The sequence below is a fragment of the Janthinobacterium sp. EB271-G4-7A genome (genome assembly GCF_020858075.1).
In the GTDB taxonomy this organism is placed as follows: domain Bacteria; phylum Pseudomonadota; class Gammaproteobacteria; order Burkholderiales; family Burkholderiaceae_D; genus Janthinobacterium; species Janthinobacterium lividum.
The window spans coordinates 2,275,030-2,289,462 of sequence record NZ_JACYMI010000001.1 but is presented as its reverse complement, the minus strand read 5'-3'; the positions used below and the strand labels follow the sequence as shown (position 1 = coordinate 2,289,462).

The window sequence follows — 14,433 nt, the reverse complement described above, 5'->3', positions numbered from 1 at the left end:
GAGACCCTATGCGCCAGCCCATGACAAGCATCTGCGCCTGCCTGCTGATCGCCGGCATGAGTAGCGCCTGCAAGAACTTCACGCCGGTCGACAAGTTCGCGGGACAGACGGTGGCGATAACGGAAGTATTCAAACCCATGCTGACGCACTCCATGAGCAGTTGCACCAATAATGTACGGCGCAACAGCATCATCACCGACCGCCCCTACGTTGCGCAGGAAACGGAACAGGACATGCTCCGGCGCTGCAAGGACTATGCGGCGCAATTGGCGGGTACAGCCGAACTGAACGATGTATTGAAGCGCTACGCGGAAGTACTTGCCGCGCTGGCCAACGACAAGCTGGCGAACTACAAGGATGAGATCGGCGCCCTTGGCGGTTCGCTGGGCGCCTTGCAGCAGTCGGGCGGCATGGCGCCGGTGCTCGACGCCGACCAGCTGGACAAAGTCACGCGCCTGAGCGTACTGATCAGCCAGATCGTCACGCAGCAAAGACAGCAGTCGGGAATCAACGAACTGCTGGCGCGCGAGGACGATATTTATATCATCAGCAATGCGCTGAAAAAATATGCGCAGCAAAACTACCAGGCCAATCTGCACGACGAGAGCCTGACGCTGGCATCCCTGAATCGCTCGCTCGACAACGCCGCCGGCAGGGAACCCGTGACCAGCAACTATCTGAAGGCCAAGCTCTACCTGGATGGGCGGCAATTACAGGAGCGTGGCAAGGTCATCGAGGCCTATCTTGCCGCCATGACCGAATTGCAAAACAGTCTCAGCACCTTGCGCGCCAAGCCCATGCAAGACCCGGCAGTGGAGCGTCAACTGGACACTTTTGCCAGGCAAGTCGATACCCTGCAAAAGCAGGCCGCCAATTATTCACCATCCCCTTGGTAGGAGCCGGACATGGGCAACGCTATCGCACTCGATGAAAAACAAACCACGGAAATCGCCGACAAGCTGGCACAGGCCTCGAACCAGGTACTGGAGCTGCGCATCGCGCTGACCGACCGCACGCCGCCAACGCCGTCAGCCGTGCTGCATGATCTCAAGCAATATGAAAGCCACCTGGATCAGATGGTGTCTTTTTTCCGCGCCCACGGCATCTACCTGATCAACCAGGGTGCGCAGCAGGCATTGGCCAATGTGAACACAGCCATCGACCAAGGCAGGAAAACCGTGGCCGACATCGGGCACACGCACGCGGCCATCAAGGCAGCGGCAGGCCTGCTGGACTTGGCTGCCGCCCTGCTGTCGCGCAACCCGCTGGCCATTGCCGAGGCTGCGAATAGCCTGCGGGCCTGACCTGGCGGACAATCACGGCTCTTCCGCCCTGTGCCCCATCGCGTGCGTCGCCATCTTCAGGTACAGGAAGGACTGCTCCTCATTGTGCGCATAGCCCATGCGGCCCTCCGCCAGGGCGACGGACTTCTGCTGCAGCGCTTCCGGGTATTCGAGGTCGCAGGCAGCGTCGAGCCAGTAGCGCGCCCTGGCTTCGTCGCTGTCCTGCAGCAGGTTCGCCACGATGAACATGGCCGGCGCCACGCCGCGTTGCGCGGCCAATTCCAGCCAGCGCAACGCGGCGGCACTGTCCTGCGGGCCGCCCATACCGTTCTTGTGCATCAAGCCCAGGTAGTATGCGGCAGGCCCGCTGCCCTGCACCGCCGCCTGTTCGAACAGGGCGCGCGCCTGCGGCTGGGTCGCCTCGCCCGCGCGCATCAAGACCTTGGCCTGGGCCGTGGCATCGGGCGCCGCGGCTGCCACGGGGGACGCCAGCGCGGCGGCCAGCAGCAAATTTACCAGCGTCATTTCGACAAATCGAGCTGGTACAGCGCAAAGCCCTTGCCCGCACCATCATCAGGCTTCAGCTGCGTGACGTTATCGATGCCGGCCGCTTTCGCCAGCTCGATCACGTTCGGCGCCGAATGGAAGACCACCGGGCCTTGCGTGGCAACCTTGGCAAAGCGCCAGCTGCGCGCCGAGCCGTTTTTCGCGCGCGTCAGGTTTTTCTGCTGCGTGACATAGGCGATCAGCAGTTCGCGGTTGTTGTCGGGCGAGGCCACCACCGTCTTGCTGCCGTCGAGGCCGGGGAAATTGCCGCCACCGCTGGCGCGGTAGTTATTCGTCGCAATCAAAAATTCCTGGCTGGCTTCCACCGGTTTTCCCTGGTACGTCAGGCCCTGGATGCGCTGGCCCGGCGGCTGCGTGACGTCGATCTGGTAGCGCACGTCAGCGCTGGTGATGGCGTCGAAGTTGTAGCTCGGATGGGCCGTGTTGACCAGTTCCTGCGCTTCCAGCTTGTTCGGATCGATGGTGTTGAAGCGCTGCGCCGACTGTTCCAGCCAGGCTTTCAGCTCCGCGCCATTCATCTTCACGCCGTACAGCGCGTTCGGATACAAATACAGGTCGGCCGCGTTGTTCAGCGCCACATTGCCCGTCTTGACGTCCGTGTAGTCGGACACGCCGGCCGAGCCGCTCTTGAACGGGGACGACATCGACAGCACCGGCAGGTCGGCATACTGCGGCAAGTTCGCCTTGACGTAGGCGGCCAGATAGCCCGCCTGCGCCTGGTTCACCACCTCGATGGCGCTGACGTCGCCCACGTCGGCAAAATACGTCGACATGCGGAAGTCCGTGGCGCCGACGGGCGTCTGCACGTAGGCAATCGTCGCCGCGTGTTCTTCCGCCACCAGCCTGGCGATGGCCGGGTCAGGCTGGACGTAGCTCTTGTCCGCGTTCTGGATGCCGCGCGCTTCCACCGTGGTGGCGCTCTTGTCGACGACCCACTGCTTGCCGTCGTGGCGCAGGCGCAAACCGATCACGCCCAGATGCTTGCCCCACAAATTGGCCATCACGGTGGGCACGCCATTGACCAGGCCCTTGACCTTGTCGACGCCGGGCAGATTGAACTGCGGCACCGTGCTGGCCGCGTTCGGGAACAGCTGGTGCGAGTGGCCGATCAGCATGGCGTCCACGCCCGGCACTTGCGACAGGTAGTAATTGCCGTTTTCCATGGTCGGCGAATACGGGCTGCTATCCAAGCCGCCGTGCGAAATGGCCACCACCAGCTCGGCGCCCTTGGCGCGCATCTCGGGAATGAATTTTTCCGCCGTCTCGCGCACGCCCTGCGTATAGACGCGGCCTTCGAGCCAGCGCTTGTCCCAGGCCATGATGGTGGGCGGCGCAAAGCTGATGATGCCGACCTTCACGCTGCTCGTGATTGGCTGCCCATCGGGGCCGGTGGCCGTGATCTGCTTGGCGATGATGTGGTATGGCGCAAACAGGGGCTTGCCCGTCTTGACGCTGTAGACGTTGGCCAGCACTTGCGGGAACGCGGGACCGGCACAGCGCGGCTTGCCGGCATCGACGCTGTCGACGTCGAATTGGTTGCCCGTCACCTGACTCAGGAACGCCAGGCCGTAGTTGAATTCGTGGTTGCCGATACCGCCGCCATCGACCTTCAGCAGATTCATGGCCTTGTAGATGGCCAGGGTCTGGTCGCAGGCCAGCGGTTTCACGAGGGCCTGGTAGTCGGCCAGGGCCGTGCCCTGGATGGTGTCGCCGTTGTCGAGCAAAAGATTGTTCGGGAATTCGGCGCGCGCCTGCGCGATCAGTGCCGCCGTGCGTTCCAGGCCGATCGAGGGTTCCGCCTGCAGCTTGTAGTAATCATAACTGAGCACATTCGCGTGCAAGTCCGTCGTCTCCAGCAGGGCCAGGGTGGCGCTGCTGCCCACAGGCGCGGCGGCCGGCGGCTGGGCGGGTCCGTGGGCGGCGGGCGGCAAGGCGCCACAGCCGGCCAGCAGCAGCGGTAACAGGGCGAGACGGGGAGATTGAAGCATGATGTATTCCTGTGGAAAGACAATATCGCCAGCATCATACGCAGCACGGTAGCCATCATCAAGGCAAAAATATTGTCGCAAATGCAGCAAAATCGTCATTTTATTGCCCCGTGCAGCAGCAATTGCGCCGCGGCGGCAGCGGAAACGCGCCGCGCTCGCGTATAATTCAAGGTTTGATTTCACCATAGAAGACCAGAACATTATGGAAGCCGAACGCATCAATATCATCTCCGCCCTGCTCAACGACCTGACGGTCCGCGAAGCCGAACTTCGGAGGTATCTTTGACTTCACTGTCAAGTCGGAGAAACTAGAGCAAGTCAACGAAGAACTGGAAGATCCAACCGTCTGGAACGATCCGAAGCGCGCCCAGGACCTCGGTAAAGAAAAGAAGGCGCTGGAAGCCATCGTCTTCACCCTGGCCAAGGCCGATGCCGACCTGCGCGACACCCGCGACCTGTTCGACATGGCCCGCGAAGAAGGCGACGACGACACGCTCGAAGCGATCGAGCAGGACGTGCAGGAAATCCGCAAGGTCATCGAAAGCATGGAATTCCGCCGGATGTTCAACAATCCGATGGACCCGAACAACTGCTTCATCGACATCCAGGCCGGTGCCGGCGGTACGGAAGCCCAGGACTGGGCCTCGATGCTGCTGCGCCAGTACCTGCGCTATTGCGAACGCAAGGGCTTCAAGGTCGAAATCCTGGAGCAGTCCGACGGCGAGGTCGCCGGCATCAAGACGGCCACCCTGAAGGTCGAGGGCGATCATGCCTATGGTTTCCTGCGCACGGAAACGGGTGTACACCGCCTGGTGCGCAAGTCGCCATTCGACTCGGCCAACGGACGCCACACCTCGTTTACGTCGCTGTTCGTGTATCCGGAAGTCGACGATTCGATCGAGATCGACGTCAACCCGGCCGATATCCGCGTCGATACCTACCGCGCGTCGGGTGCCGGCGGTCAGCACATCAACAAGACCGACTCCGCCGTCCGCATGACCCATGCGCCGACCGGCATCGTGGTGCAGTGCCAGAACGACCGTTCGCAGCACCGCAACCGCGCCGAAGCGATGGAAATGCTGAAAGCGAAACTGTACGAGCATGAACTGCGCAAGCGCATGAGCGAGCAGCAAAAGCTGGAAGACTCGAAGACGGACGTGGGCTGGGGTCACCAGATCCGCTCCTACGTGCTGGACCAGTCCCGCATCAAGGACTTGCGCACCGGTTTCGAGACGGGCAATACCAAGGGCGTGCTCGATGGCGACATCGACGACTTCATTTCCGCCTCGCTCAAGCAAGGCGTATAAGGATGAACGCATCCGCTCCGGCGCAGCGCGCCTTCCTGTTCGACATGGATGGCACGATTGTCGACAACATGGCCTTCCACACGACATCGTGGCTGGCGTTCTTTGAACGCCACGGCCATGCGCTGGACGCGGACGCCTTTTTCCGCGACACGGCAGGACGGCAGGGACACGAAATCATCGCCAAGTACCTGGGCGAGGAAGCCGACCACGTCACCCTGCTGGCTGAAAAGGAAGTCGTCTACCGCGAACTGTATGGCCCGCACCTGGCCACGGTGCTTGGCTTCGACCGGCTGATCGCCAGCGCGCGCCAGGCTGGCGTGGGACTGGTGGTGGGCACGGCCGCGCCGGACGAGAACATCGCGTTCACGCTCGACGGCCTGGACCTGCGCCACCGCTTCGACGCCATCGTCGGCGCCGCCGACGTGGAACGGGGCAAGCCGCACCCGGACGTTTTCCTGAAAGGCGCGCTGCTGGCCGGCGCGCTGCCGCACAACTGCATCGTTTTTGAAGACGCGCCCCTGGGCGTGGAAGCGGCGCGCCGTGCCGGCATGCGGGTTGTGGTGCTCACCACCACCCTGCCGGCCGAAGCGTTTGCCGCCTTCGACAACGTCATTGCCATCGTGCCGGATTTCTCCTCGCTCGACGTCGACGCACTGTTTGCCAGCGTGGCGCCAGCGCTGGCACCACATCATCAATAATCACCAACGAAGAACACCATGACTACGGATATCCAAGAACAAGCCGCCGCCCCCGATGAAAACAAGATCATCGCCGAGCGCCGCGTCAAGCTGGCAGCACTGCGCGAACAAGGCGTCGCCTTCCCGAACGATTTCCGCCCCGAGCACAAGGCGGCAGATCTGCATGCGCAATACGGCAGCAAGACGCGCGAAGAGCTGGAAGCCGAACCTGTCACCGTGGTGCTGGCCGGCCGCATGATGCTCAAGCGCGAAGCGGGCAAGAAAGCCGCTTTCGCCACCCTGCAGGACGCCTCCGGCCCGAAAGCCGACGGCCGCATCCAGATCTACGCTACCTTGGATCTCACCGGCGAAGCGGCCATGGCCGCCCTGCACCACTATGACCTGGGCGATATCCTGGGCGTGACGGGCACGCTGTTCAAGACCAAGACGGACGAACTGACCATCAAGGTCACGGAACTGCGTTTGATCACCAAGTCGCTGCGCCCGCTGCCGGACAAATTCCACGGCCTGGCCGACCAGGAAACGAAGTACCGCCAGCGCTACGTCGACCTGATCATGAACGAAGAGACGCGCCGCACCTTCAAGGCGCGCACCGCCGCCATCTCGTCGATCCGCCGCTTCATGGAAAAGAACGAGTTCATGGAAGTGGAAACGCCGATGCTGCACACGATCCCGGGCGGCGCGGCGGCAAAGCCGTTCATCACGCACCACAATGCACTGGACATGCAAATGTTCCTGCGCATCGCGCCCGAGCTGTACCTGAAGCGCCTGGTCGTGGGCGGCTTCGACCGCGTGTTCGAGATCAACCGCAACTTCCGCAACGAAGGCGTGTCGATCCGTCACAACCCTGAATTCACGATGATGGAATTCTACGCGGCCTACACCGACTACAAATGGCTGATGGACTTCACGGAAGCCGTCATCCGCCAGGCCGCTATCGACGCGCACGGCACCGCCACCCTGACCTACGGCGGCCGCGAGCTGGACCTGGCCAAGCCGTTCCACCGCCTGACCATCGTCGAAGCGATCAACAAGTATGCTCCAGGCTACACCGCCGAGCAGTTGAACGATGCGGAATTCATCAAGGAAGAGCTGAAGAAATTCGGCGTCAAGCCGTTCGCCACGGCCGGCCTGGGCGCGCTGCAACTGGCGCTGTTCGAAGAAACGGCTGAAGCGCAGCTGTGGGAACCGACCTACATCATCGACTACCCGGTCGAAGTGTCGCCACTGGCGCGCGCTTCCGACACGGTGGCCGGCATCACCGAGCGCTTCGAGCTGTTCATGGTCGGCCGCGAAATCGCCAACGGCTTCTCCGAATTGAACGATGCGGAAGACCAGTCGGCCCGCTTCCTGGCGCAAGTCGCCGCCAAGGACGCCGGCGATGAAGAGGCGATGTTCTACGACGCCGACTACATCCGCGCGCTGGAATACGGCATGCCGCCAGCCGGCGGCTGCGGCATCGGCATCGACCGCCTGATGATGATCATCACGGATTCGCCGAACATCCGCGACGTCTTGCTGTTCCCGCACCTCCGCCGCGAAGAGTGATGAACACCTGAAAAATCTACTGCGCGTCGCGATTTGCGGCCTGCGATGCTCACTGCCTCGGCGGCCCCGTGCCTAGCACAGTTGCGCTTCTTAGCCGCAACTCCCATCCGCTCGCTACGATTTTTCAGGCGTTCGATGCTTCAAGGCAAAAAAAGCCGCCTGGTCTTGCGATCAGGCGGCTTTTTTATTTGTGCGGCCGGCCGTCAGCCGGCCAGGGTCACGCGCTGGTGGCTGCGGCTGGCCTGCTGCGCCGCCAATGCCGTGGCCAGCGCGCGCATGCCGTCGTCACCGGTGGCGGCAGGCTGCCCTTCGCCGCGCATGGCGCGCTGGAAGGCGCGCACCGAGCGCACGTACAGGTTTTCATGCTCGACGGGGATGTCGACGCTGCCGCCGTCGCGCGTCAGGGTAATGCTGCCGACGGGGCGCTGCGTCATCACGCCGGTGGCGAAGATGGTGCCCTTGCTGCCGATGATTTCCACGCCGGACAGCGAATGCGGCGCGTTGAACGCGTCGTGCACCTGCACCAGGGTGCCGTTGTCGAACTCGATGACAGCCATCAGGCCCTCTTCCAGCCCGGCCACCGTCATGCCGCCGCTGGTGGCGCAGGCCGTCACGTGGCGCGGCTCCGAGTCCAGCAGGAAGCGCAGGGTGTCGACATCGTGCACGAACATGTCGAGCGTGACGCCGCCCGACTCCGGCGCGTCCAGGCGCCAGCCGCGCAGGTGCTGCGGCAGGTTGTTCGCGTGCAGCACGCGGCAATACAGGGGCTGGCCGATCTCGCCCGCGCGTATCAGCTCGCGCACCTTGCCGTGGCTGGCGGCGTTGCGCAGGTGGTGGTTAATCCCCAGCACCACGCCCGCTTCAACGCAGCCGTCCACCATGCGGCGGGCGTCGTCCAGGTTCAGCGCCAGCGGCTTCTCGCACAGCACGTGCTTGCCGGCGCCCGCCGCCTGCAAGGTTTGCGCCATGTGCAACTCGTTGGTGGTGCTGATGTACACGGCGTCCGCGCCCGGATGGGCCAATGCCGCATCCAGGTCCGTGTAGCTGGCGCCGATGCCGAACTGCGCGGCAAAGGCGGCGCCGCGCGCGGCGTCCCGGCTGACCACGGCCAGCACTTCCGCGTCGCCCTGCTGGCGGATCGCGTCGACCATCCATTCGCGCGCCACGGTGCTGGCGCCAACCAAAATCCATCCGATCTTCTTCATTCGATTCTCCCGTTAAAAAGTGTGGCGCAGGCCGAGGTTCCAGGCCTGGTTGCCGGTGCCGTTGTCGGTGGCGTTGCCCACCACATAGGCGGCGCCGTTGCGGTTGTCGATATGCGCGTAGGCGGCATACAAGGTGCTGCGCTTCGACAGCGCATAGGTGTAGCCGATGCCGACCTGGGAAGCGTCGCCGTTGGCGGCGCGCCGGTCGTCGCGCCGTACGTACGAGAACAGGACGCGGTGCGGGCCCACCGGCAAGGTGGCGCCCAGCATCAGGTCCGCGCTGTCGACCGTGGTGGCGGCGCCCGCCGTGCTCCTGCTGAAGGCGACGGCACCATGCGCCTTGAGCACGCCAAAGTCCCAGGTGGCGCCCAACACCGTGTTGCGCGCCCTGCCCGCCACCTGCGCGCTGGATATGGTGTTGGCATCCTGGTGCGCCAGGCGCACGTACAGCGGCCCGCTGGCATAGGTGGCCGCAGCGCCCGTGTAGCGCCTGGCCGCCGCGTCACCGGGCACTTCGCCGAAGCCGTACGCCAGTTCTCCTGAAAGGCCGCCGCGCACGGGCGAGCTGTAGGTGATGCTGTTGTCGACCCGGCTGATGTAGCCGGCCGTGAAGACATTGCTCATCCTGCCAGCAAAACCCAGGTAAAACGGGTCCAGCGCCCCCAGGCTGCTATCGATGAAGGTGTACTGGCGGCCCAGCCGCAGCGTGCCAGCCGCGCCGCCCAGGCCGACGAAGGCCTGGCGCCCGAACAGCAGGCCGCCCTGGGCCGAAGCGCCCGTGTCGGCCAGGATGCCCGCATCCATCGTAAACAGCGCCGTCATGCCGCCGCCCAGGTCTTCGCTGCCCTTGAAACCGAGCCGCGAGCCGTTGGCGATGCCGCTCGTCAGCTTGAGCACCCTGCCCCCGGGGCCACCGCTCTCGGACACCACGCCCATGTCCATGATGCCGTACACGGCCACGTTCGACTGCGCGCAACACAGGCCGCTGCCGGCGCCAATGATCATTGCCCCTACTACCTTCTTCTTCATGTCTTGCCCTGTCTATCTTCTTGTGAAAACTGTTCCTAGCTCACCAGATGGCGCGGACGCTCGTCGCGCAAGCCTGCCAGCAGGTTGTCCACGGCCTGCTGCGCCATGGCGTAGCGCGTTTCGTGCGTGGCCGAGCCGATGTGCGGCAGCGCCACCACGTTGGCCATGCCCGGCAGCGGATTGTCCGGCGCCAGCGGTTCGCGCTCGAACACGTCGAGACCGGCGCCGTGGATGGTGCCCTGCTGCAGCGCCTCGATCAGCGCCGCCTCGTCGACGATGCGCCCGCGCGAACCGTTGATGAAGATGGCGCCGGGGCGCATCAGCGCGAACTCGCGCCGGCCCATCATGCGTTCCGTCTGCGCCGTCAGCGGCAGCACCACGCAGACGAAGTCCGACCCGGCCAGCAAGTCGTCGAGCGCCACCTGGCGCGCGCCCAGCGCTGCCTCCACCTCGGGCACCGCTTCACCGTTCACGTACAGCACCTGCATGCCGAAGCCCAGCGCGGCGCGGCGGGCGACGGCTCGGCCGATGCGGCCCATGCCCAGCATGCCGATGGTCTTGCCATGCACGTTGACGCCGTACTGGCTTTCGCCCACGCTGCGCGTCCAGCGTCCCGCCTTGACGAATTCGGCCAGTTCGACGACGCGCCGCGCGCTGGCGAGGATCAGCGCGAAGATCGTGTCCGCCGTCGTTTCCGTCAGCACGTCGGGCGTATTGGCCAGCAAGATGCCCCGTTCGCGCAGGTAATCCACGTCGAACTGGTCGACACCCACGGAAATGGTGGAAATGATGCGCAGGTCAAAGGCCGGATCCAGCAGTTCGCGGTCCAGGCGCACGCTGGCGCCCAGCAAGCCGTGCGCGCCGCGGATGGCGGCCGCGAACGCGGCGCGGTTGCCCGCATCGATCGCCTCAAAATACGTCACCTCGCATTCGGCGCGCAGGCGCGCCAGCAGCGGCTCGGCCAGCTTTTTATACACAACCACATGTTTTTTCACGAGTTTTCCCCTGTTCGGTTCAAGATGGGACCAGCGCGTCGAGCTGGGCGCGGGTCGGCAAACCTTCCATGTCGCCGGCCACCTGGATGGCGAAGGCGCCGACCCGGTTGCCGCGCCCTACCGCCTGCGCCAGCGGCAAGCCCTCCAGCAATGCGCTGACCAGGCCGGCCGCGAAGCCGTCGCCGGCGCCCACCGTGTCGACCACGTTGGCCACGCGCTCGCCCGGCACCATGCCGCTGTCGCCATCGGCCGTGCGGTAATAGGCACCCTCGGCGCCCAGCTTGATGACCACCAGCCGCGCACCCTGCTGCAGATAAAAGCCGGCGATGTCGTGCGGCAGGTCGTGGCCGGTGAGGATTTTCCCCTCCCCCAGGCCGGGCAGCACCCAGTCCGCCTTGGCGGCGAGGCGGTTGATATGTTCGACCATCACGGCTTGCGACGGCCACAGCGAGGGCCGCAGATTCGGGTCGAACGACACGCTCCGGCCGTTGGCCCGCATGAAGTCGAGGGCCTGGCCGGCGAACGCCAGGCTGGTCCCGGACAGCGCGGCGGCCACGCCCGTGGCGTGCAGGTGGCGCGCGGACAAGAAATAGGCGGGGTCGAAGTGCTCGGGCGCCAGCCGGCTGGCGGCGGAACCCTTGCGGAAGTATTCGACCAGCGGATCGGCGCCGTTCTCGGCCTTCTCCTTGAGCAGGAAGGCGCTGGACTGGCCGGCGACGGTGACGACCCGGCTGCAATCGACGCCTTCGGCCTGCACGCTGGCGCGGATGAAGCGGCCGAACGAGTCGTCGCCCACCCGGCTCAGCCAGCCGACCTTCAAGCCCAGGCGCGCCAGGCCGATGGCGACATTCGTCTCGGCGCCGGCCAGGCGGCGCGTGAAATGCGCCACGGCCGCCAGATCGCCCGTTTCCTCGGCAACGAACATCGCCATCGCCTCGCCGTAGGTGACGACATCGAGCGCGTGCTCCCCTTGCAGCATTTCGTGTTTGATCATGCGGCCTCCAGGATTTGAATGTAGCGACCCGTTTCGGCCACCAGGTCGGCGCCCTCGAGCGGGAATTCGATGGCCCGCTGCACGCCCGGCGCAAAGTGCGCGAAGACAGCGCGCCAGGCCGGATCGGCCTCGGAAACGGCGCAGGCGGACAACCTTCCCCCGTCGTCAAGGACAGCCTTGCAGTGCACATAGCGCACGTACGGCGCCAGCAGGCGCGCCGCCTGCTGCGCATCCTCGCCCACCCAGCGCCAGTTGCCGATGTCAAAGGTCAGCCCCACCGGCAGCCCGCCTTCGCGCGCCGCCGCCAGGAAGCGCGCCATCGTCGCCAGCTTGCCGCCGTGGGCCGTCTGGTCGTTTTCCACCAGCAGCGCCACGGGCGCGGCCGCCAACAAAGCGTTCAAGGCCTGCAGCTCGGGCGCGGCCGGGTAATGACCGAGCGACACCTTCAGGTAGCGCGCGCCCAGGCGCGCCGCCTCGTCCAGCATCTGCTGCAGCAGCTCGTGCTGCAGCAATCCGTCCGCGCCCCACAATTCGATGGGCGTGGAATACACGCAGTACAGGCCGCGCGCGGCCACCGCCGCGCCCATGCGCGCCAGGTCCGGCAAGTCGGACGTAAACAATTCGCGGCGGATCTCGATGCCGGCGCCGCCCGCATCGGCCACCACGTCGATGAAATGGCTTTGCCCCAATTGCCGTACCCTGCTTGCGCCATAGGCCGACGCCGCCACCAGGACGGGGCTCACTTGATCGCTCCCGCGCCGACGAACTGGCGCGCTTCGGGCGTTTGCGGGTTGCTGAAGAAGGCCTCCGAAGGCCCGCTCTCCCACACCGTTCCCTGGTGCATGAAGACGGTGACATCGGCCATGCGCCGCGCGAACTCCATCTCGTGCGTCACCAGCAGCATCGTCATGCCGGCCTGCGCCAGCTCTTCCATCACCTTCAGCACTTCCTGCGTCAGCTCGGGGTCGAGCGCCGACGTCACTTCGTCGAACAGCATCACTTGCGGCTCCATCGCCAGCGAACGGGCGATCGCCACGCGCTGCTGCTGGCCGCCCGACAGCTGCTCGGGATAGGCTTCGCGCTTGTGGTCCAAGCCCACCTGCTTGAGCACGCGCAGCGCCGTGGCGCGGCCCTGGGCGTCGGGCACTTTCTTGACGATGCGCGGCGCCAGCATGACGTTTTCTTCCACGGTCAGGTGGGGGAACAGGTTGTAGCTCTGGAAGACCATGCCGACATCCTTGCGCAAGTCGAGCAGATGCTCCTGGCGCGCCGTCAGCGTATGGCCGGCCACGACGATGCTGCCGCTGTCGATGGTTTCCAGGCCGTTGATACAGCGCAGCATGGTGCTCTTGCCGGAGCCGCTGCGGCCGATCACGGCGATCACCTGGCCCCGCTCGACGGCGAATGACACGCCCTTGAGCACATGGTTGGCGCCGAAGCTCTTGCTGATATGGTCGATTTCAACGATGGGCATGGAATTTCCTTTCCAGTGAATGGCTGTAGCGCGACAGCGGATAGCACAGCGCGAAGTAGATCAGGGCGACGACGGGGAAGACGATGAAAGGCAGGAAGGTCGCGTTGCTGACCAGTTGCCCTGCCCGCGTCAGTTCCACCACGCCGATGATCGAGGTGATCGAAGTGTTCTTGATGATCTGCACCATGAAGCCCACCGTCGGCGGCAGCGAATGGCGCAGCGCCTGCGGCAGGATGACGTAGCGCAGCTGCTGGTAGCGGTTCAGCGCCAGCGCGGCCGATGCTTCCCACTGCTGCCGCTGCACGCCTTCGATGCAGCCGCGCCAGATCTCGCCCAGGTAGGCGCTGGCAAAGATCGTCATCGCCGCCCCCGCCGCGATGATCGGCGACAGCTTGTAGCCGAACAGGGCCAGGCCGTAATAGGTGAGAAACAGCACGATCAGCACGGGCGTGCCCTGGATCAGCTGGATGTACAGGGCGCTGATGCAGCGCAGGACGGGACTGCGCGCCGTGCGCAGCAGCGCCACGGCGAAGCCGGCGATGCCGCCCGTGATGAAGACGATCAGCGACAGGCCGATGGTCCAGCGCGTGGCCTCGAGCAGGAATTGCAGGTTATCCCAGGAAAAGTCACTGATCATGTCATGCTCCCATGCGCACCGCGCCCAGACGGCGGCGGCGTTTGAAGACGATCTGGCCCAGCACCCAGAAACCGAAGCGGAACAGCAGGGCCAGCAGGATGTACAGCACCATCACGACGATGTAGATCTCGAAGCTGCGGAAGGTTTCCGCGTCGAGCAGGTGGGCAGCGGCGGTCAGCTCTTCGGCGGAAATGGCCGACACGACGCTCGAGGCAAGCATCATCAGCGTGAACTGGCTGGCCAGCGCCGGATACACTTTTTCCAGCGCCGGCAGCAGCACCACGTGGCGCATCACCTGCCAGCGCGTCATGCCCAGCGCCTGCGCCGCTTCCAGCTGCGACGGATGCACGGCGCCGATACCGGCGCGCACGATTTCCGCCGCATAGGCGCCCAGGTTGACCGTCATGGCGACCAGCGCGGCGCCGTTCGCGTCGAGCTGCAGGCCCAGCGACGGCAAGCCGAAGTAAATGATGAACAGCTGCACCAGGAACGGCGTGCTGCGGATGATCTCGACATAGGCGCGCACGGCCGCGCGGGCATAGGCGGGACCATTCTTCAGGATGACGGCGGCGCAGACGCCCACCGCCAGCCCCAGCACCATAGCCAAGGCGCTCAGGCGTATCGTCAGCGCCGCCCCCCACAACAGGCGGTCCAGCGATTGCATGACGAGTTCGAAATGAAATTCATACGGCATACTCAACTCCTTTT

At 64.8% G+C, this 14,433-nt stretch carries 15 protein-coding genes; 5 read left to right on the top strand and 10 right to left on the bottom strand.

Going from position 1 to position 14,433, the window contains the following annotated elements:
* Nucleotides 1-20: 20 nt before the first annotated feature.
* On the top strand, nucleotides 21-896 hold the full coding sequence (locus tag IGS58_RS10390; protein ID WP_139144076.1) for a hypothetical protein: 876 nt from the start codon (nucleotides 21-23) through the stop codon (nucleotides 894-896).
* Between the two features lie 9 nt (nucleotides 897-905).
* A complete protein-coding gene (locus IGS58_RS10385; protein WP_070254185.1) occupies nucleotides 906-1,304 on the top strand; it encodes a hypothetical protein in 399 nt (132 codons plus the stop codon).
* A gap of 12 nt (nucleotides 1,305-1,316) precedes the next feature.
* On the opposite strand, the gene IGS58_RS10380 is transcribed toward IGS58_RS10385, so the two are convergent.
* Together IGS58_RS10380 and IGS58_RS10375 are read right to left on the bottom strand one after the other, a co-directional pair.
* The gene (locus IGS58_RS10380) at nucleotides 1,317-1,808 is read right to left on the bottom strand and encodes a tetratricopeptide repeat protein (protein ID WP_230521285.1); all 492 of its coding nucleotides are present in this window, start codon (nucleotides 1,806-1,808) and stop codon (nucleotides 1,317-1,319) included.
* Nucleotides 1,805-3,838, bottom strand: a complete 2,034-nt coding sequence (locus tag IGS58_RS10375; RefSeq protein ID WP_230521284.1) for a bifunctional 2',3'-cyclic-nucleotide 2'-phosphodiesterase/3'-nucleotidase — start codon at nucleotides 3,836-3,838, stop codon at nucleotides 1,805-1,807. Before IGS58_RS10375 ends, IGS58_RS10380 begins: the two co-directional genes overlap by 4 nt.
* A gap of 202 nt (nucleotides 3,839-4,040) precedes the next feature.
* Here IGS58_RS10375 and prfB point away from each other — a divergent pair.
* The 3 genes from prfB to lysS all read left to right on the top strand — a co-directional run bounded on the left by prfB (nucleotide 4,041) and on the right by lysS (nucleotide 7,391).
* Nucleotides 4,041-5,145, top strand: a protein-coding gene (gene prfB / locus IGS58_RS10370; RefSeq protein WP_115057524.1) for a peptide chain release factor 2 whose coding sequence is annotated in 2 segments (ribosomal slippage) — nucleotides 4,041-4,121 and nucleotides 4,123-5,145 — 1,104 coding nt in all. Because the reading frame shifts where the segments join, the coding sequence is not laid out codon by codon here.
* 2 nt (nucleotides 5,146-5,147) lie between these two features.
* Entirely contained in the window at nucleotides 5,148-5,843 is a 696-nt protein-coding gene (locus IGS58_RS10365) for an HAD family hydrolase (protein WP_099393938.1), read from the top strand.
* A gap of 18 nt (nucleotides 5,844-5,861) precedes the next feature.
* On the top strand, nucleotides 5,862-7,391 hold the full coding sequence (gene lysS, locus IGS58_RS10360) for a lysine--tRNA ligase (protein ID WP_034782936.1): 1,530 nt from the start codon (nucleotides 5,862-5,864) through the stop codon (nucleotides 7,389-7,391).
* Nucleotides 7,392-7,594: 203 nt separating this feature from the next.
* On the opposite strand, the gene IGS58_RS10355 is transcribed toward lysS, so the two are convergent.
* The 8 genes from IGS58_RS10355 to IGS58_RS10320 are packed head-to-tail and all read right to left on the bottom strand — an operon-like array spanning nucleotide 7,595 to nucleotide 14,419.
* Nucleotides 7,595-8,596 (bottom strand): Gfo/Idh/MocA family protein, encoded by a 1,002-nt coding sequence (locus IGS58_RS10355; RefSeq protein ID WP_230521283.1) that lies wholly within the window; start codon nucleotides 8,594-8,596, stop codon nucleotides 7,595-7,597.
* Between the two features lie 12 nt (nucleotides 8,597-8,608).
* Nucleotides 8,609-9,625 carry a porin gene (locus IGS58_RS10350; RefSeq protein WP_230521282.1) on the bottom strand — a complete coding sequence of 339 codons (1,017 nt, stop codon included), beginning with the start codon at nucleotides 9,623-9,625 and terminating at the stop codon, nucleotides 8,609-8,611.
* A 35-nt stretch (nucleotides 9,626-9,660) separates the two neighbouring features.
* On the bottom strand, nucleotides 9,661-10,620 hold the full coding sequence (locus IGS58_RS10345) for a 2-hydroxyacid dehydrogenase (protein WP_230521281.1): 960 nt from the start codon (nucleotides 10,618-10,620) through the stop codon (nucleotides 9,661-9,663).
* Between the two features lie 19 nt (nucleotides 10,621-10,639).
* Nucleotides 10,640-11,614, bottom strand: coding sequence for a sugar kinase (locus tag IGS58_RS10340; RefSeq protein ID WP_230521280.1), 975 nt, complete (start codon nucleotides 11,612-11,614; stop codon nucleotides 10,640-10,642).
* Complete coding sequence (locus tag IGS58_RS10335; RefSeq protein WP_230521279.1) at nucleotides 11,611-12,357, bottom strand: sugar phosphate isomerase/epimerase family protein; 747 nt, start codon at nucleotides 12,355-12,357, stop codon at nucleotides 11,611-11,613. Before IGS58_RS10335 ends, IGS58_RS10340 begins: the two co-directional genes overlap by 4 nt.
* Nucleotides 12,354-13,088, bottom strand: a complete 735-nt coding sequence (locus IGS58_RS10330; RefSeq protein ID WP_034782945.1) for an amino acid ABC transporter ATP-binding protein — start codon at nucleotides 13,086-13,088, stop codon at nucleotides 12,354-12,356. Before IGS58_RS10330 ends, IGS58_RS10335 begins: the two co-directional genes overlap by 4 nt.
* Nucleotides 13,075-13,725, bottom strand: a complete 651-nt coding sequence (locus IGS58_RS10325; RefSeq protein WP_034782946.1) for an amino acid ABC transporter permease — start codon at nucleotides 13,723-13,725, stop codon at nucleotides 13,075-13,077. Before IGS58_RS10325 ends, IGS58_RS10330 begins: the two co-directional genes overlap by 14 nt.
* A 1-nt stretch (nucleotide 13,726) precedes the next feature.
* Entirely contained in the window at nucleotides 13,727-14,419 is a 693-nt protein-coding gene (locus tag IGS58_RS10320; RefSeq protein ID WP_099388047.1) for an amino acid ABC transporter permease, read from the bottom strand.
* Nucleotides 14,420-14,433: the final 14 nt, after the last annotated feature.